This is a genomic window from Janthinobacterium sp. TND4EL3, from assembly GCF_900156175.1.
Lineage (GTDB): Bacteria > Pseudomonadota > Gammaproteobacteria > Burkholderiales > Burkholderiaceae_D > Janthinobacterium.
Genome location: NZ_FTMV01000027.1, coordinates 23493 through 41679, shown reverse-complemented (window position 1 = coordinate 41679; position 18187 = coordinate 23493). Strand labels below are relative to the sequence as shown.

General features: G+C 60.6%; 16 protein-coding genes and 1 pseudogene. 11 read left to right on the top strand and 6 right to left on the bottom strand.

The window, feature by feature from the left end; genetic code table 11:
• Positions 1–253 precede the first annotated feature (253 nt).
• Positions 254–634: a hypothetical protein gene (locus BXA07_RS30970; protein WP_157808928.1), complete on the bottom strand. Its 381-nt coding sequence runs from the start codon at positions 632–634 to the stop codon at positions 254–256.
• A 320-nt stretch (positions 635–954) separates the two neighbouring features.
• Between BXA07_RS30970 and BXA07_RS27140 the strand changes: the two genes are divergently transcribed.
• The 4 genes and pseudogenes from BXA07_RS27140 to BXA07_RS27125 form a co-directional block, all read left to right on the top strand.
• Complete coding sequence (locus BXA07_RS27140; protein WP_003465068.1) at positions 955–2634, top strand: Mu transposase C-terminal domain-containing protein; 1680 nt, start codon at positions 955–957, stop codon at positions 2632–2634.
• Between the two features lie 2 nt (positions 2635–2636).
• Positions 2637–3545, top strand: a complete 909-nt coding sequence (locus tag BXA07_RS27135) for a TniB family NTP-binding protein (RefSeq protein WP_003465065.1) — start codon at positions 2637–2639, stop codon at positions 3543–3545.
• A complete protein-coding gene (locus tag BXA07_RS27130; protein WP_003465063.1) occupies positions 3542–4759 on the top strand; it encodes a TniQ family protein in 1218 nt (405 codons plus the stop codon). The genes BXA07_RS27135 and BXA07_RS27130 overlap by 4 nt, the downstream gene beginning before the upstream one ends.
• Before the next feature lie 60 nt (positions 4760–4819).
• A pseudogene (locus BXA07_RS27125) lies at positions 4820–5269 on the top strand (recombinase family protein); the annotation flags it as partial.
• A 45-nt stretch (positions 5270–5314) separates the two neighbouring features.
• Here the strand turns inward: BXA07_RS27125 and BXA07_RS27120 are convergent.
• The gene (locus BXA07_RS27120) at positions 5315–8278 is read right to left on the bottom strand and encodes a Tn3 family transposase (RefSeq protein ID WP_076572705.1); all 2964 of its coding nucleotides are present in this window, start codon (positions 8276–8278) and stop codon (positions 5315–5317) included.
• Positions 8279–8463: 185 nt separating this feature from the next.
• Here BXA07_RS27120 and BXA07_RS27115 point away from each other — a divergent pair, with 185 nt between their 5' ends.
• From BXA07_RS27115 to BXA07_RS27095, 5 genes are all read left to right on the top strand, one after another.
• Positions 8464–8781, top strand: coding sequence for a hypothetical protein (locus tag BXA07_RS27115; RefSeq protein ID WP_076572703.1), 318 nt, complete (start codon positions 8464–8466; stop codon positions 8779–8781).
• Positions 8781–9056: a CopG family ribbon-helix-helix protein gene (locus BXA07_RS27110; RefSeq protein ID WP_076572702.1), complete on the top strand. Its 276-nt coding sequence runs from the start codon at positions 8781–8783 to the stop codon at positions 9054–9056. The genes BXA07_RS27115 and BXA07_RS27110 overlap by 1 nt, the downstream gene beginning before the upstream one ends.
• The gene (locus BXA07_RS27105) at positions 9056–9331 is read left to right on the top strand and encodes a type II toxin-antitoxin system RelE/ParE family toxin (RefSeq protein ID WP_076572700.1); all 276 of its coding nucleotides are present in this window, start codon (positions 9056–9058) and stop codon (positions 9329–9331) included. Before BXA07_RS27110 ends, BXA07_RS27105 begins: the two co-directional genes overlap by 1 nt.
• A gap of 314 nt (positions 9332–9645) precedes the next feature.
• The gene (locus BXA07_RS27100; protein WP_139335796.1) at positions 9646–10080 is read left to right on the top strand and encodes a hypothetical protein; all 435 of its coding nucleotides are present in this window, start codon (positions 9646–9648) and stop codon (positions 10078–10080) included.
• Complete coding sequence (locus BXA07_RS27095; protein WP_076572696.1) at positions 10077–10418, top strand: hypothetical protein; 342 nt, start codon at positions 10077–10079, stop codon at positions 10416–10418. Before BXA07_RS27100 ends, BXA07_RS27095 begins: the two co-directional genes overlap by 4 nt.
• Before the next feature lie 86 nt (positions 10419–10504).
• Here BXA07_RS27095 and BXA07_RS27090 read toward each other — a convergent pair whose 3' ends face one another.
• Positions 10505–11470, bottom strand: a complete 966-nt coding sequence (locus BXA07_RS27090; protein WP_076572694.1) for a DNA-binding protein — start codon at positions 11468–11470, stop codon at positions 10505–10507.
• 184 nt (positions 11471–11654) lie between these two features.
• Here BXA07_RS27090 and BXA07_RS27085 point away from each other — a divergent pair, with 184 nt between their 5' ends.
• Positions 11655–12650, top strand: a complete 996-nt coding sequence (locus tag BXA07_RS27085; protein ID WP_083708575.1) for a site-specific integrase — start codon at positions 11655–11657, stop codon at positions 12648–12650.
• 264 nt (positions 12651–12914) lie between these two features.
• Here BXA07_RS27085 and BXA07_RS27080 read toward each other — a convergent pair whose 3' ends face one another.
• Together BXA07_RS27080 and BXA07_RS27075 are read right to left on the bottom strand one after the other, a co-directional pair.
• A complete protein-coding gene (locus BXA07_RS27080) occupies positions 12915–14720 on the bottom strand; it encodes a sensor domain-containing phosphodiesterase (RefSeq protein WP_076572692.1) in 1806 nt (601 codons plus the stop codon).
• A 125-nt stretch (positions 14721–14845) separates the two neighbouring features.
• Complete coding sequence (locus BXA07_RS27075; protein WP_076572690.1) at positions 14846–16912, bottom strand: methyl-accepting chemotaxis protein; 2067 nt, start codon at positions 16910–16912, stop codon at positions 14846–14848.
• Positions 16913–17055: 143 nt separating this feature from the next.
• Here BXA07_RS27075 and BXA07_RS27070 point away from each other — a divergent pair, with 143 nt between their 5' ends.
• Positions 17056–17796 (top strand): GAF domain-containing protein, encoded by a 741-nt coding sequence (locus BXA07_RS27070; protein WP_076572688.1) that lies wholly within the window; start codon positions 17056–17058, stop codon positions 17794–17796.
• Positions 17797–17894: 98 nt separating this feature from the next.
• Here BXA07_RS27070 and BXA07_RS30510 read toward each other — a convergent pair whose 3' ends face one another.
• Positions 17895–18179 carry a hypothetical protein gene (locus BXA07_RS30510; RefSeq protein WP_139335795.1) on the bottom strand — a complete coding sequence of 95 codons (285 nt, stop codon included), beginning with the start codon at positions 18177–18179 and terminating at the stop codon, positions 17895–17897.
• Positions 18180–18187 lie beyond the last annotated feature (8 nt).

Sequence of the window (18187 nt, the reverse complement as noted above, 5' to 3'; positions counted from 1 at the left end):
CTTCGGCTTAAAAACACGCCGCTTCCCAGCGGTGTGATGCCATCATCTTCTAATTCATTGCCGGGCTCAAGACGGTGCTGGATTTACGCTTACGTCATTCTTGGCTGTGCCATGAGAGAAAACCGCCCACCATATTTCAAAAAAAATCGCGCTGTCAAGGCGCGATTTTAGATTTTAGTCTAACTACTGCTGCGTCAGCCCTGAGTATGGACGTCATCGGATTACGGCCGGATTGAAAGAATTCCTGATCGGGTCAGTGATGGCCCCGTGGCGACATACTCACTCGGCGGTGGCGCCCTTCGTCGTAAGCGTAACGGTTGTCGCTGAATTCATGGCCGCGACGTTGGCCCCGGTGCAAGTCTTGGTAGCGGTTTGCGGCACGAGCGTTGTCGCGACGATGCTGCTGATCATAGTCATTGCGATAGCCGTAGCTATTGTCGCGCAGCCCCATAATTTGAACGTTGCCATAGCGGCCATTGTTTTGTTGATAGCGCTCCTGCACATTCCGGTCACTGTTTTGCTGGTAGCGCTCAGACATATCCCGGTCTCCCTGGTAGCCATGTTGGGCAAATGCGCTGCCGGTGGTGGCAATGCTCAATACAAAAAAAGCTGATGCAATCAAAGTAGTTTTCATTGTAATTCTCCTCTGGCGAAACTGCGGGGCTGCAGCGACAAAGCCATTACATCGCAAGTTTGGCCTACGAGGTGAAGCAGTTCGGTAAGCAATGCAACTAAACGTATCAGGTCTCCCCCGCGCGAAGACTTCCAACAAACGAGGGTTTATTGGACTCCCGCGCGCGGCCGGCATGTGTGTCGTTTTCAGAAGACGACCGCACCATCTGACTGGATGTAACGCCTGGTGTGCATACGGCTCCTGACAGCCCAATATCAGGAGTCGTCTGCACCAATCTCGACTATGCTCAATACTCGTGTGCACCAAAGCGAGGTTTGGGCATGACATCAGACACTCCACCGATTGCCGCGCAAGGCGTGGCCACCCTGCCCGACGAGGCATGGGCGCAAGCCCGGCACCGGACGGAAATCATCGGGCCACTGGCAGCGCTTGAGGTGGTCGGGCATGAAGCCGCCGATGAGGCAGCCCAAGCGCTGGGCCTGTCCCGGCGACAGGTATATGTCCTGATCCGTCGCGCCCGGCAGGGTACTGGCCTGGTAACAGACCTGACGCCCGGCCGATCCGGCGGCGGCAAAGGCAAGGGGCGCTTGCCGGAACCGGTCGAGCGCATCATCCGCGAGCTGCTGCAAAAGCGCTTCCTGACCAAGCAGAAACGCAGCCTGGCGGCGTTCCACCGCGAAGTCGCGCAGGCGTGCAAAACCCAGAAGCTGCCGGTGCCGGCGCGCAACACCGTGGCCCAGCGGATTGCCGGACTACACCCGGCGAAAATAGCCCGCAGCCGGGGCGGGCAGGACGCTGCCCGTCCCTTGCAAGGCGCGGGTGGCATTCCGCCAGAAGTCACCATGCCGCTGGAACAGGTGCAGATCGACCACACCGTCATCGACCTGATCGTGGTCGACGAGCGCGACCGGCAACCGATTGGCCGCCCATATTTGACCCTCGCCATCGACGTGTTCACGCGCTGCGTACTCGGCATGGTGGTCACGCTGGAAGCGCCGTCCGCCGTCTCGGTCGGCCTATGCCTCGCGCATGCCGCCTGCGACAAGCGGCCCTGGCTGGAAGGGCTGAATGTGGAAATGGACTGGCCGATGAGCGGCAAGCCCAGGCTGCTCTATCTGGACAACGCGGCCGAGTTCAAAAGCGAAGCGCTGCGCCGTGGCTGCGAACAGCATGGCATCCGGCTGGACTATCGCCCACCAGGCCAGCCGCACTACGGCGGCATCGTGGAACGGATCATCGGCACGGCGATGCAGATGATCCACGACGAATTACCGGGGACGACCTTCTCCAATCCCGGCCAGCGCGGCGAGTACGATTCCGAGAAGATGGCCACCCTGACGCTGCGCGAGCTGGAGCGCTGGCTCGCGTTGGCGGTAGGCACCTATCACGGCTCCGTGCACAACGGCCTGCTCCAGCCGCCGGCCGCGCGCTGGGCCGAGGCCGTGGAGCGCGTTGGCGTCCCGGCCGTCGTTACCCGCCCCACCGCGTTTTTGGTCGATTTCCTGCCGGTGATCCGCCGCACCCTGACCCGCACCGGCTTTGTCATCGACCACATCCACTACTACGCCGACGCCCTCAAGCCGTGGATTGCCCGGCGCGAGCGCTTGCCCGCCTTCCTGATCCGGCGCGATCCGCGCGACATCAGCCGCATCTGGGTACTGGAACCGGAAGGTCAGCACTATCTGGAGATCCACTACCGCACCTTGTCCCATCCGGCCGTCACCCTCTGGGAACAACGCCAGGCGCTGGCCAAATTGCGTCAGCTCGGGCGCGAGCAGGTGGACGAGTCGGCGCTGTTCCGCATGATCGGGCAGATGCGCGAGATCGTGACCACCGCCCAGAAGGCCACGCGCAAGGCGCGGCGCGACGCTGATCGCCGCCAGCACCTCAAGACGTCGGAGCCACCGGCCAAGCCCATACCGCCGGATGTGGACATGGCTGACCCGCAGGCAGACAACCTGCCGCCGGCCAAACCGTTCGATCAGATCGAGGAGTGGTAGCCGTGGACGAATATCCCGTCATTGACCTGTCCCACCTGCTGCCAGCGGCACAGGGTTTGGCCAGGCTGCCGGCAGACGAGCGCATCCAGCGCATTCGCGCCGACCGCTGGATCGGCTACCCGCGCGCGGTCGAGGCGCTGAACCGGCTGGAAACTCTGTATGCGTGGCCGAACAAGCAACGCATGCCAAACCTGCTGCTGGTCGGCCCCACCAACAACGGCAAGTCGATGATCGTCGAGAAATTCCGGCGGGCGCACCCGGTCGGCACCGACGCTGACCAAGAACATATCCCGGTGCTGGTCGTGCAGATGCCGTCAGAGCCATCGGTGATCCGCTTCTATGTCGCGCTGCTGGCTGCGATGGGCGCGCCGCTGCGCCCGCGCCCACGGCTGCCGGAAATGGAGCAACTGGCGCTGGCCCTGCTGCGCAAGGTCGGCGTGCGCATGCTGGTGATCGACGAACTGCACAATGTACTGGCTGGCAACAGCGTTAACCGGCGCGAGTTCCTCAACCTGCTGCGCTTCCTCGGCAACGAGCTGCGTATCCCCCTGGTCGGGGTCGGCACGCGCGAGGCGTACCTGGCCATCCGTTCGGACGATCAGTTGGAAAACCGCTTCGAGCCGATGCTGCTGCCGCCGTGGGAGGCCAATGAGGACTGCTGCTCGCTGCTGGCCAGCTTCGCGGCGTCACTCCCGCTACGGCGGCCATCCCCGATTGCCACGCTGGACATGGCCCGCTACCTGCTCACCCGGAGCGAAGGCACCATCGGCGAGCTTGCACATCTGCTGGTGGCGGCGGCCGTCGCCGCCGTGGAGAGTGGCGAGGAAGCGATCAACCACCGCACGCTCAGCATGGCCGACTACATCGGCCCCAGTGAGCGGCGGCGACAGTTCGAGCGGGAACTGATGTGAAGTCCGCGCCGCGCTGGCCGCTGCATCCGGCACCCAAGGAAGGCGAAGCCCTGTCCTCATGGCTCAACCGGGTCGCCGCCTGCTACCAGATGGACGTGCACGAGCTGCTGGCCCACGATCTTGGTCACAGCCAACTTGATGACCTGGATACCGCACCATCCTTGTCGTTGCTGACGGCGCTCTGCCAGCGCAGTGGCGTCGAGCTGGAGCGGTTGCGCAGCATGAGTCTTGCAGGCTGGGTGCCGTGGCTGCTCGACAGTCTCGACGATTCGGTACCAGCAGCCTTGGAAACCTATACATTCCAATGCGCGGTGCTCCTGCCCAAGCGCACCCGCAAGGTGCGGTCCATCACTCGCTGGCGTGCCTGGCTACCGAGCCAGACGATTCGCCGGGCGTGTCCGCAGTGTCTGAACGATCCAACGAATCAAGCTGTGCTACTCGTCTGGCAGCTCCCCTTGATGCTGAGCTGCCCGCAGCATGGCTGCTGGCTGGAGTCCTACTGGGGCATGCCCGGCCGGTATCTTCAGTGGGAAATCGCCGATGCTGCGCCGCGCCCTGCCGATGACGCAATCGCCTGCATGGACCGGCGCACCTGGCAGGCGCTGACGACGGGTTTTGTGGAGCTGCCGCGTCGGCGTGTCCACGCCGGCTTGTGGTTCCGGCTGCTGCGCACCCTGCTTGATGAGCTGAACACGCCGCTCTCGCACTGCGGCAGTTGCTCGGCGAGCATCCGCCATGTCTGGGAGCGCTGCGGCCATCCGCTGCGCGCCGGGCAGAGTCTGTGGCGTCCCTACGAGATTCTGGCCCCGGCGGTGCAGTGGCAGATGCTGGAGGCGGCGGCCACCGCCATCACGCTGATCGAGTCAAAGGCGCTGATCCCGCGCGGGGAACAGGCCGCGCTGTTTCAGACGGAGCCGCACACTGGTTTCACCAACGGCCTGCCGGCGAAGGTGCCGAAGCCGGAACCCATCAACCACTGGCAACGAGCAGCCCAGGCCATCGATGAGGCCATCATTGAAGCGCGACACAACCCGGAGACGGCCCGCTTGCTGTTCACACTGGCGTCCTACGGGCGACGCGACCCCGAATCCCTGGAACGTTTGCGCGCCACGTTCACCAAGGAGGGCATCCCGCCGGAGTTTTTGTCACATTACGAGCCTGAATGGCCGTTTGCAGGTCTTAGACTAAATGACGGGTTAAGTGACAGTTTTTGACGGCGAGAACTTTCTGGCTCACACTGTCACATAATCGAACGTATATGTGACAGGTACGACATGCTGATAGGCTACATGCGGGTATCGAAGGCGGACGGCTCCCAGGCTACCGATTTGCAGCGCGACGCGCTGATTGCCGCCGGGGTCGATCCAGTACATCTTTACGAGGACCAGGCATCCGGCATGCGCGAGGATCGGCCCGGCTTGACGAGCTGCCTGAAGGCGTTGCGAACTGGCGACACACTGGTCGTGTGGAAACTGGATCGGCTCGGACGCGACCTGCGACATCTCATCAACACCGTGCACGACCTGACTGGGCGCGGCATCGGCTTGAAGGTATTAACCGGGCACGGCGCGGCCATCGACACCACGACCGCCGCCGGCAAGCTGGTCTTTGGCATCTTCGCCGCCCTGGCCGAGTTCGAGCGCGAGTTGATCGCGGAGCGCACGATTGCCGGCCAAGCCTCGGCCCGCGCGCGCGGGCGGAAAGGCGGCCGGCCGTTCAAGATGGGGCAAATAGGGAAAACGGAAAAAATCGGGCGCTAAGCCCTTTTATCAATCTTTGAAGTTCCGCAGTGGCCGATAATTTCCCTGATCGACCTGCTTGCTCTGCCTCCAGACATAATCCCCGGTCAGATTGATGTGTTCCCAACCCAACGGCGACAAGAATTGCAACATGTCGGCGTTGGACAGCTTGCCTTTTTCGTGCAACGCCTGCGTCGCCCGCTCCAGATAGACCGTATTCCACAGCACAATGGCAGCCGTCACCAGGTTCAGCCCACTGGCGCGGTACCGCTGCTGCTCGAACGTCCGGTCTCGGATCTCACCGAGCCTGTGGATGAAGACAGCCCTGGCCAGCGCATTTCGCGCCTCTCCCTTGTTCAGACCAGCATGCACGCGCCGGCGCAGTTCGACATTCTGGAGCCAGTCTAGGATGAACAGCGTCCGCTCGATGCGGCCCAGTTCGCGCAGCGCGATCGCCAGGCCGTTCTGACGGGGGTAGCTGCCAAGTTTGCGCAGCATGAGGGAGGCCGTGACGGTGCCATGCTTGATTGAGGTGGCCAGGCGAAGCACGTCGTCCCAGTGCGCGCGCAGGTGCTTGATGTTCAAGCTGCCGCCGATCATCGACCGCAGCGCCGGATGATCCGTCACCTTGCCCGGCACGTACAATTTGGTGTCGCCCAGGTCGCGGATGCGCGGTGCGAAGCGGAATCCGAGCAGGTGCATTAGCGCGAACACGTGGTCAGTGAAGCCGGCGGTGTCGGTGTAATGCTCCTCGATGCGCAGGTCCGATTCATGGTACAGCAGGCCGTCCAGCACATAGGTCGAGTCGCGCACGCCGACGTTGACCACCCTGGTGCTGAACGGGGCGTACTGGTCGGAGATATGGGTGTAAAACAGCTTGCCCGGCTCGGCGCCGTATTTCGGGTTGATGTGGCCGGTGCTCTCCGCCCGGCCACCGGCGCGGAAGCGCTGGCCGTCCGACGACGACGTTGTGCCGTCGCCCCAGTTCTCGGCGAACGCGTGCTTGAACTGCGCGTTCACGAGATCGGCCAGGCCGGCCGAATAGGTCTCATCGCGTATGTGCCACGCCTGTAGCCAGGACAGCTTGGCGTAGGTGGCGCCAGGGCTCGATTCCGCCATCTTGGTGAGCCCGAGGTTGATCGCGTCGGCCAGGATAGCGGACAGCAGCAGCGTGCGGTCCTTGGCCTGCTCACCGCTCTTGAGATGGACGAAATGGCGCGTGAACCCGGTCCAGTCGTCCACGTCCATCAGCAATTCGGTGATCTTGATACGAGGCAGCAGACCCCCGGTGAGATCGATCAGCACCTGTGCCTCGTCCGGCACCACGGCATCCTGAGGGCTGATACGCAGCCCTGTCTCCGTGATGATGGCATCGGGGAGCTCATTGGTCAGTGCCAAGCGGTTGACCTTGGCCAGCTGCTCTTCGAGCAGCAGCAGGCGGTCATGCAGGTACTGGTCGCAGTCGGGGCTGACCCCGATCGGCAGCTCCCGCGCCGTCTTCATAGCTCCGAATTTCGCCGCCGGCAGCAGGTATTCCTCGAAGTCGCGGAACTGGCGCGATCCCTGCACCCAGATGTCGCCGGATCGCAGCGAATTCTTCAGCTCCGACAGCACGCAGATCTCGTAGAAGCGACGATCCAACCCGTCGTCGGTAATGACAAGCGCCTTCCAGCGCGCCTTCACGAACGAGACAGGCGCATCGTCGGGCACCTTGCGAGCCCCCGTCATGTTCATCTCGCGCAGCACGTCGATCGCATCCAGGACCGCTTGCGCGGCCGGCGCCGCCTTCAGCTTGAGCACATCCAGGAATTCGGGCGTGTAGCGCCGCAATGTGCTGTACTGCTCGCCGACCAGGGAGAGGTAATCAAAGGATTCGGGCTGCGCCAACTGGCCGGCCTCGGCTACGCTTTGCGTGAAGTCGGTCCACGGCAATACCGCCTCGATCGCGGCGTACGGGTCCAGCCCGGATTCCTTGGCTTCGACCAGGGCACGGCCGATTTTCGAGTACAGGCGCACCTTGTCGTTGATCGCCTTGCCCTGTTTCTGGAAGTCTTGCTGATGCTTGTTCTTGGCAGCGCTGAAGAGCTTTATCATGATCCGGTCGTGCAGGTCGACCAGCTCGTCCGTCACGGTGGCCATTCCCTCGATGGCCAGCGCGGCGAGCGTGGCGTAGCGCCGCTCGTCCTCGAACTTGGCCAGGTCGCGTGGCGTCATCTGCGCGCCCTCACGCGCCATCTTCAGTAGCCGGTTCTGGTGGATCTGCCGGCCAAGCCCGTCCGGCAGGGCCAGCGACTGAAACACCTTCAGCCGTTCGATGTGTTCGCGCATGTAGCGGGAATTTGGCTTGAGCGGCGATTGGCGCAACCAAACCAGCCAGGTGATGCTCATGTCGGGCGCGACATTGAGCAGGTTGTCCAAGGATCGCTTGTGCTGGCGCTCCAGCGGGTCGATCAATGCCCGGTAGATCCGTCGGTTCGCCCTTGTGACGGCCTCGGAGCAGGCCCGCTCGATGACGCTTAACGCCGGCAGGATGATGCGCTTGTGGCGCAGCGTTCCCAAGGAATGCGCTGCCAGGACCATCGCTTTGTCTGTCTGCATGGCCAAGTCGGCCAAGCTGTGCACCAATTTGCGGAAATCGGGAAGCCCGAACACCGACAACCCTAAGTAGGCGCGCAGTTCGTGCAGGTGCTCGTTTCGGGTCTTTTCGCGCTCGCCGTATTCCGGCCATGCGCCGGCGTCGCTGCGTACCTGCTTGGCGATCCAGGTGATCACCTCCTCCGGGAGAACGGTGTCACTAGCCAGCGCGTAGCCGGGGTAGCGCAACAGGCACAGTTGCACGGCGAAACCGAGACGATTGGCGGCCCCGCGCCGCTGCCGGATCAGGGCCTGGTCGGCATCCGTGAAGCTGTATTGCTGAATCAGATCATCCTGACTCTGCGGCAAAACCAATAGGCTGTCGCGTTCGGTATCGGAAAGCAGTGAGCGACGTGGCATTGGTCCGTCCTTCAGTGGAGGTTTGTCAGATTCGGTAGATAATTATGATACATTCTTGCAACTTTTCGACGGCAAAATCAGTATGATTAAATTTGATTAAGAACGATTGACACGGATTTTTCGCTATGCCATGATGGCCAACACAGTTCTGTGCACCGGAAAACTGAACTCACTTAGGAACCTGAATGGGACAAGCTAAACAACGTGGTACTCAAGAAGATCGGGCCAAGCAAGCTCGAGAGAAGATTGAGGCGTTAAAGCCATCGATGATCGTCTGCAATAGTTGCGAGAACGAGATCACGGACATTCACAAGATGGACACGCGGGGAATGGCCGGCATCCGCGCAGTGTTCGCCGGTATTTGCGGCTGTGGCTGCACCACGCACGCGATGCTCGGCGATCCGGACGCGGTGGCCGAGTTGGCCGTGGCGATGGAGGCAACCATGGGCCGGGAAGGCATTCTGGGATCACAAGCTTATCAACCTGCGAAATCGGAGGAATAATGGCAAACGCAGACACCAAAGTGCTGACGGCGCACATTCCGCTGCCGCTGGCCGAAAAGGTAGACCAGCTGGCCAGCCGGCTTGAACGATCGCGTGGCTGGATTGTCAAACAGGCCCTCAGCGCTTGGATCGACCAGGAAGAGGAACGCAGCAGGCTCACGCGCGAGGCGATGGCCGACGTCGATGCTGGCCAAGTAATCGACCACCAGACCGTGCAGGCATGGGTCGACAGTCTCGGCACCGCCAATCCGCTGCCGGCGCCGGTGGTGGCTTGATGGAGTTGCTGTGGACCGGTAAGGCTTTGTCCGATTTGACGCGACTGCACGAATTCCTGGCGACGGCGAATAAATCGGCGGCCGGGCGCGCGGTTCAGGCGTTGACAGCTGCGGCGCTAACCCTGGTATCAAACCCGCGCATTGGAGAACGGCTCGAAGAGTTTGAACCGCGCGAAGTTCGCCGCATTCTGGTGGGCAGATACGAGCTACGCTACGAAATCGTACAATCTACAATCTTCGTCTTGCGGCTTTGGCACACGAGGGAAGAACGTTAGGTCCAACAGCGATCATGCTTTTACCGGGATGAATGTATGGCGAGTAGTTTGACGAGATTGACCGAAGCTGCGGCGAAGACTACCGGGCGGCGCTATTGCAGCACGCATGGAAGCCAGGTGCCGTGCGACGCTGGGAGCTATGTCCTGCGCAACAAAACGACGCGATGGGTTTGCTTTAGCTGCCAGCAAAAGCGCAACTTCGCGATCCCCGGCATCGGCACCAAATAGAGGAGCGTCGGATTCCGGCTGATCGACTCGCAGGATTGGCCCTGTAGAGCTAAAATACAGAACGGATATCTTCAAGAGGACAGATTGTGTCTGATGCATCAGAATTGAAATTTGCGGTCAGCGCGGAGTTCGATATGCTTGCCGGCCGGGCTGTCGCAGATGCCGTGGCGCAGCACCACGCCTCCGGGCGAGCAACTTGTCATGGAGATGGTGACGGGCTTTACCTTCTCTTTCCGGATAAATCGACACGCCATTTCCCGGCAGAGAGCTTCCCGATGGACAAATTGGCCCCCACGCCTTATTGGCTGAAGTGGTGCGAGTTCATCCAGGCGCTCTATCGACTCCTGACGCCGGTGGAGTGGGCCGCCGTTCAGGTTCAGTACAGTCGCGAAGGGGCGCATGGACCTTTTCAGGCCGTTGTCGCCCCTGATGGGCTCGACGTGAAGCACTGGCTGGCTGCACGCGAGCTGGCCAGCCGGATCTCGGCCGAGCATCGCACCGAGCAGGAATATTTGGCATGACCTTGGCCCGCAGGAACCGCAAGCTTGTGGAGCAGCTGCGCTGCGCGCTCGACATCGACGCCACCCAAGCCGCGCTCGATCGGGGAGCCATCACCCCTATTCAAGCGCGCAATATCGTCAAATGGGTGGTCCACGTGAAACAGATACACGACAACCCCATGTTTGTTGTCACTGACGCAACTGGGGAGCACATAGGCGAACTGATCAGCGGGAATAAGGGCACGACCTGGACAGGCCGGCGGTACGGCAAGAACTACCCCAACGATGCCGCCGAGTTCGCCGACCAGGGCCACGCAGAGGCTTTTGTGCGTGGCCATTCCGGCACTACGGGTGAGTGATATATACTACTCAGGGTCAGTAGTACATACTACTCGCCCAAGGCGAGTCACCGCTGACCTCCAATTTGCCGGCACGGGCGGGATGGTTACTTCTTCTTCCCCGCTGCCGTAAGCCTGGCTTCCAGTCGCTCACGCAGCCTACCGATTTCCACCTCAAGCGCGCTTGCGCTGGCACGGACCTGCGCCGTTTCTTCCCACGCTTCGCGAAGCCGTGCAGCGGTCAGTTCTGATTGCATTTGCTGGGCACTGGCATCCTCGCGCGAGACCGTCAACTGCTCGACAAGCACCGAGTTCATGGCTATAGACTCGTCGCGGGCGGCGGTCGCGCTGTCCAGGCGCTCCTTCAGACTTTCTTTCTCGGCGCGCACGACAGCAAGCGCTTCCCGGCTTTCTTGCAAAATTCCCCTGGCCGCGCCCAGATCGCGCTCCACCGCGCCGGTACGCGCCTCCCAATCCTGCCGATCAGTTTGCCGCTGTTCGGCGGTCATTTCTTGAAAGTGCTCGAACTGGCGCCTCGCCTGGGCCAGCTGCTCGGCCAGCTCCCTGACCTCGGCCGCACGGTCAGCCAGACGCTGGGCCTGACCGTCCCGCTCCGCCTCCAGGGCCGCGATAACTACCGCGTCCTTTTGCCTTGCAGCCTGATCGCGGACGAGCGAGGCCTTGACACCGGCCAGCTCCCTTTCAAGCGCATCGCGCTCAATGGCCAAGTGCTGTAATTCGCCACGCAATGCATCCTGCGCGCGTTTGGCGCCCTGTTCCGCGGCCTGATGTTCGGCATGCAGCTGGTCGACCTGGGCGCGCGCGGCCTCCTGAAGGCGCTGATACACGCTCTTTACCGCCTCCAGCAGATCAGCCGGAAGGCCGACGCCGGTGGCCGCCATCACCCCCACGTGCTCGGCCTTCCACTGCTTGAGCATGGGCGCGATCGTGCTCTTGCTGCCCGTGCCGCCCATGGCCTCTCGCACCGAGTCGACAGTTGGGTTCTTGCCCGCAGTGGCCAGTTGGGTGGCGGCCCTGGCGACGTGGGAGTAAAGAATACCTGCTCGTGCCATGATCGTTCCCCAAATAACGTTCCGTAGTGTGTAATATGTAATATTACGCCAAATTACGAATCGAGTTTCTTTGTTCAAACGTATTTAAAGGTCTTGATAATTCATCTTATCGATACCAATGCCGAGCTTCGGCATGTTATCGTGCCGTAATCCCCATTACTAACCCACATTGAGAAACGCCGCCATGTCTATCCCCGCACCCGACAACGATACGGATTCGCGCCGGGCGCCAGGCCTCCATATCGGGGTTACGCCAGCACTGGCGACCCAGCACCGTGCCGTGCTGGCCGCCGCCACAGCCGACAACACGCGGCGCGCGTACAGGTCTGCCGTCAATCACTTTCTGACCTGGGGAGGCGTGCTGCCGGCGGACGAAGGCGCGATGATCCGCTACCTGCTCGCCTACGCGACTGTCCTCAACCCGCGCACTCTAGCCCTGCGCCTCACGGCGTTGTCGCAGTGGCATGTGCACCAGGGATTCAACGATCCAGCGTCGACGCTCACCGTGCGCAAGACCTTGACGGGGATCGCGCGTACGCACGGCCGCCCGAAGAAGAAGGCCAAGGCGCTGCCGATCGAGGACCTGGAGCGCATCGTGACGCGGCTGGCCAGCGCCTGCACGCTCAAGTCCGCGCGCGACAACGCGCTGTTGCAAATCGGCTTTTTCGGGGGGATGCGCAGGAGCGAGCTGGTGGCGATCAAGGTTGAGCACGTCGGCTGGGTGCCGGAGGGCATCGAGATCATGCTGCCCCGCTCAAAAACCGATCAGGTGGGCGAAGGGATCATCAGAGCAATTCCCTTTAGCGATGGACCGTGTTGCCCGGCCACGGCGCTACGTGCATGGCTTAACGCCGGCGACATTGAGGCCGGGCCGGTGTTTCGGCCGATCAGCAAGTGGGGCGTGGTGGCCGGGGCCGCGCTGGGCGAGGGTTCGGTCAATGATATCCTGGCGGCGTGCGCGGTGCTGGCGGGCCTCGACTATGTGCCGGACCTCTCAAGCCACAGCCTTCGGCGCGGAATGGCCACCAGTGCGTACCGCGCCGGCGCGGACTTCCGCGACATCAAGAAGCAAGGCGGCTGGCGCCACGATGGCACGGTGCAAGGTTATATCGAAGAAGCGAACCGTTTTACCGCGAATGCGGCAGGGAGCTTGCTTCGCACCCGGATCAAAGTCAGCTGACCGCTGGTGCAAGACGTATGCGAACACAGCCGGCACAGTTATGGCTCTCCAAACCGCCAATTACTGTCAATTTGCATAAAGAAAAAGGCTCGCGCCTGTTTTCGCCGAGCGGCCTACTCGTCTTCTTCCCATTGAAATAGGGCGAAGCGTTCTCGACTCAAATGCACGCGAAACTCCTTCCCTGCCACACGGGCGGGTAAGGGAATGGTGCGGACGTCACGTTTGCAAAGTAATGCGACCTGCGTCTTTGCCACCGTAAGCCTTTCAATGGCAGTCGGGTTTATGCTTTAAATCGAATATTGGGCATTCATTCCTGTTTTTCATCCACCCAACGTAAAAGGCGTCTGGTGTCAATGGCTTGGCGTACCAATATCCCTGTGCCTCATCGCAGCCGAGCTCGTGTAACATCGTCGCCATCGCCTCGTTTTCGATGCCCTCGGCGACAACGCGATAACCCATGCCGTGCAATAAGTCGATCATCGCACGGACCAAGGCCTTTCCGCGGAGGGTGTCAAGTTCCCCGATGAATGAACGGTCAATTTTGACCACTTGGGCGGGCAGCTTTTGCAAATAGCCCAGACTGCTGTACCCTGTGCCAAAATCGTCTATGGCCAAGCCTACCCCGTTTTTTTTCAGTGCAATCAGGGTCTGTTCAGCTAACACTGGGTTGGTCATCACGGCGCTTTCCGTCAGTTCGACCTCGAGCATAGACGGCGGCAAACCATGTTTTTTTAGACGCGCTAATATGCGGCCGATGAAGTCATCTTCGAGCAGGTTCGTCGTCGAGACGTTCACAGATATCTGCGTCTCGATGCCTGCGGCGCGCCAGATCGCAAGTTGCGACAATGCAGTCTCCATGACCCATTCGGTAGTGGCCCGAGCCGTGGAAGTCTTTTCGACGATAGGGATGAATTCTCCCGGAGCGACGAAGCCCAGCGTAGGGTGATTCCAGCGCAGTAGCGCTTCGGCCCCCAGCCAGCGACCTGTTCTTACGTCCACACGGGGCTGGTAGACGAGCGACAACTGGCCCACTGTACTTAGCGCTGTGCCAAACGCGTTTAGCAGCGTGAAGCGGCGCTGGTAGGTTGCATCCTGCTCGGCAGAATACAGCCCCACGCTTCGTTCGGTCGCCTCGGCATCCTGGGCCGCGTTGTGACAGCGCCGTAGAAGATCAAGCCCATCAGCTGCGCCGACAGCAAAGTCGCTCAGCCCGAACGTAACCGTGGTCAGGTACACCGTTGCCTGGGCGACCCCACGCCGCGTCAACCAGCCCCTGGCGCTATCCGTAAAATGTTTTACGCTGACCTCTCTACTAGCCAGAAAGGCGAACTGAGCACTTCCGACGTGATATAGCCGGACATCCGGCCCCACGCATTCCTTAAGCCAGGTCGCAGCCTCGCTCAGCAGGACGTCGAGATAGGACGATCCCATCACCCGTACCGCCGCGTCAATTTGTCCTGGGGAGGCGAGATTGACCAGAACTGCCAGTTGCGCGGACCCAGGAAGGGAGGTCCTACTGAGAGCCTCTACGTCCTCCTTGAACTGTGTGCGATTCGGCATGCCGCTGATCGAGTCCCTGCGCCCGATAACGTAGTTCAATTCGATTTGCGCCATGACCATGGTGGCCATGTCACGTAGGGTTTGCATCTCCTGCTCGGTGACCTCGCGCGGCTCTACGCCTAACACGCACATCGCTCCTAGGCAGTAACCGTCAGAAGTGGTCAACGGTGCGCCGGCGTAAAAGCGTATCCCGGACTGGGCAAGGACACTGTGCCGGAATTCCGGATCGGTGAGCAAGTCTGGCACGACCAGCATCGACTCGCTGCGGGCCACTTGGGCACAGGGCGCTTGGTGGCGCGGAATGGCGCTGTGTGAAATGCCCACTTTAGACTTAAACCATTGGCGATCTACGTCTGTGAGCGACACGGCCGCAATCGGCAGATTGAACAGCTGCGCCGCCATGCGCGTGATGCGGTCAAAGGCGTCGCTGGGGGCCGTGTCGAGCATGCCTAGTTTGCGAAGCGCATCGAGGCGATACGACTCATGCTGGGTACACGAAAAATTTAACATGATCTCTTCGAGTTGAAGGAGGAACTGAGCCTATCGGCAAAAAAATTGGTTTGCACCAGGTCTGGATATTTTTCCAGCCAATTCTGGAGGGCATAGTACCCAAGCGCGGGCCGGATCAGTTGCACTTATGCCCTTAGCCTAGCGGCGCTCGGCGGTATTGGCGCTTTAACGCTGGCGTGGAGCAAACGCGGGGCGCTACGCGTCGCCGGCGGTGCGACCGTGATCGAGACCGGAGGGACGATAAAAAACTCAACCACTTCGGCCAGATGCTGCGCCTGAACGTTCATAGTCTGGGCGGCAGCAGCAGCCTCTTCAACCAAACTCGCATTTTGCTGAGTGACTTGATCGAGCTGCGCGACTGCGCGGTTGATCTGATCGATACCACCGGCCTGTTCCTGGGTTGCGCTGGAGATTTCGTCAATCGTCCGGTTCGCCTTAATGATCGCCGCGACCACGTCCTGCATCGTGCCACCGGCGCCTTGCGCCAAAACGACACCAGACGCTACTTGGTCGAGGGATTCTCCGATTAACAGCTTGATCTCCTTGGCTGCAGTACTGGAGCGGTGCGCCAGCGTGCGGACCTCGGTAGCAACGACGGCAAAGCCGCGCCCGTGCTCACCAGCTCGCGCTGCCTCTACAGCGGCGTTGAGAGCGAGTATATTGGTCTGAAAGGCAATCCCATCCACCACGCTGGTGATATCGGCGATCCGCGTGGCCGAAGCCTTAATTGCATCCATTTTGGCCACAAGCTGTTCAACTGCATCACCGCCTAGTCGCGCAGTAGTGGCCGCCTCCCGTGATAAAGCCTGGGCAGCGAGCGCGTTATCGGCGTTATTGCGTACGCTCGCGTTCATCTGCTCCATTGATGAAGCAGTCTGTTCCAGCGCCGCGGCCTGCTGTTCGGTGCGCGCAGACAGTTCCATATTGCCGGCCGCGACCTCGCTCGAGATGGCGCTAATTGCATCGGTGCTCGAGCGTACCTGGCTCACCACCGTCGACAAGCGATCGGTCATCGTCTGCACGGACGCGAGCAGCCGACCGCTTTCATCGGCTGACGCGGCAATCACTTTGCCGGTGAGATCGCCTCCGCCTATCTTTTCCACTGCGCGCAGCGCGTTTCCGAACGGATGTGCAACAAGCTTGCGAATGATAATTGCCAATAGCGCCGTCAGGATCAGCACCATGAGCAAACCCATTCCAATGGCCTGGTTGCGCTGGCGAGTGGCGCCTGCTGTCACCTCGTCAAGGTAAGCATCACCCACCACCAGCATCTGCCAGTCCTTGATGGTGCTAAATGCGGCGACCCGCTCGCGTGCGCCGGCACCGTTTTTTCCGGGCTCGGTATAGCGCAGCAGGCCGTTAGCCTGGCTCAGCATGCTGCTAACGACGAGCTGGCCGCCGCTATCCTTGATGTCCAGCAAATTTTGTCCTTCGCGCTCGCGATGCACCAGCGCCTTGCCCAGATCCTTCCCCGGGCGCGCACTGAGAACATAGAAGCCGCCGTCTTGCCCCAGTTTCAGCGATTTAATGCCTTCTCCCAGTAAGCGCACCGAATCGGTAAAATTGATACCCACGTAAAGCACCCCGATCACTTGGCCGGCCGTATCGAGAACGGGCGCGTAATGGGTCATATACTGCCCGCCGAACAGACTGGCCGAACCGGCGTAACTGGCTCCGCTCAGCAGCCGGGCGTATGCAGGGTGGGCGCGGTCAAGAAGGGTACCAATCGCGCGTTGACCGTCCTCTTTTTTATGGGACGTGGTTACTCTTACGAAATCGTCGCCTTCTCTGACAAAAACGGTGGCGTAGGCGCCCGTGCGAGCAGTAAAACCATCCGGAATATCGAAGTTCAGGTTGAGCGCTTTTCCGTCCAGCTGCAGTGCGGCAACTGGCTTTCCTGCTACATTAACCGGCGCCTCACGGTTTACGGAAAATTGCCCCGTCAGGCTGTCGCTAAACACTTTTGCGTATGTCGCCACCTGCGAACGCAGGCTGCGGTCGAGTACCTCCACCGTTGTTCCGAGCAGTCGGCTTTTTTCAGTTACCTGCAGCACCGCTTCTTCCTCGGCTTGACGCTGATTAGTTACGGTAGTGATGCTGATAAAGATGGAGAACAGGCCGCCAACAGCCAGCAGCATCGCGAATGCCACTTTGGTACCGATTTTGGTGATCGTAAGGCTGAAAATTTTCATTGCAAACCTTTCTTGAAGACAATTCATGTTGCGTTAATGAAATGAACAAGTCAAGCGATTTCACCGAATTCATCATTTTCGTCACAAATATCGAATTTACGAGTGTTGCACCCATTCAATAAATTTTGCGTTAAGATTGGACTATGACAAAATCTATTTCCAAGGAGCAATCCGCTCCCGACAACGCAATCGTTACCACGCGTGAAGCCTCTCAATACCTCGGTGTTAGTGTGAGCACGGCGCAGCTATGGATGGAAAGCGGAGCGCTGCCTTCCTGGAAGACCCCGGGCGGCCACCGGCGTTGCCGTCTGAGCGATGTGAAACGGTTGCTGCAGAGCGGACCCGCCCGGTCCAGCAAACAACCGTCGCAGGTCCTGCCGGAGGAATTCATGCGGCCCGCTCAGGCAAGCTTTCCGATGCTCGACAGCGAACAGCAACGTCTCGTCGCGCTGGCGGACAGCGCACTCATCGACAGCCCGCCCGATGCCGTGTTGGATCGCATTACATGGCTGGCATCACGTATTACTGGATGTCCGACCGCACTCGTATCCTTGCTCACCTCTGAGCGTCAATGGTTCAAATCGCGCATCGGGCTAGATGCCCTGCAGACACCGCGCGAATCTGCATTCTGTAGCCACGCCATCATGGAACCCCGAGGGATGGTGGTTGAAGATGCGAGAACGGACGCACGTTTCTCGCAAAATCCGCTGGTGGTCGGTGCGCCGTTCATACGATTTTATGCTGGCGTTCCCGTTACCGACCGCCTATCGCACAGGTTGGGTACGCTGTGTGTGCTCGATTCCGAGCCGCGCCAGCTTAGCCCAGACCAGTTACGTGGTCTGGTGGAACTTGCTGCCATGGTCACTGCCGAAATTTGCCGTTGACCGTGACTGTTCTCGCGTGCGCGGCCAGGGCAAGCGATTGATCTTATTAGATCATGTTGCCTTGGCGATCCCCGCCACTTCCACGCCCGCTTCATCATCTATCCACAACACCAGCTCTGTATTCCACGAAAACAGGCGGCATGAGGATCAATCCCGAACCTGCCTTCACTGGCAATACCGCCGATCGTTTCCGCAAGCTCGATCCCAATTCTTGCCTTGCGCCGTGCCGCGTCCAGGTGACTGCCTGGCCGTGCGATCTCGCGCGTAAATGTTCCTAGCCGATCGGTGTCGAAGCCGGAAACGAGCTCGATGGAGCAGCCCAGCGTGGACTCGAGTAAAGGGGCGATGATCTGTCCTTTGCCATGCTGGGTCAGCAATGCCACGTTGCGCC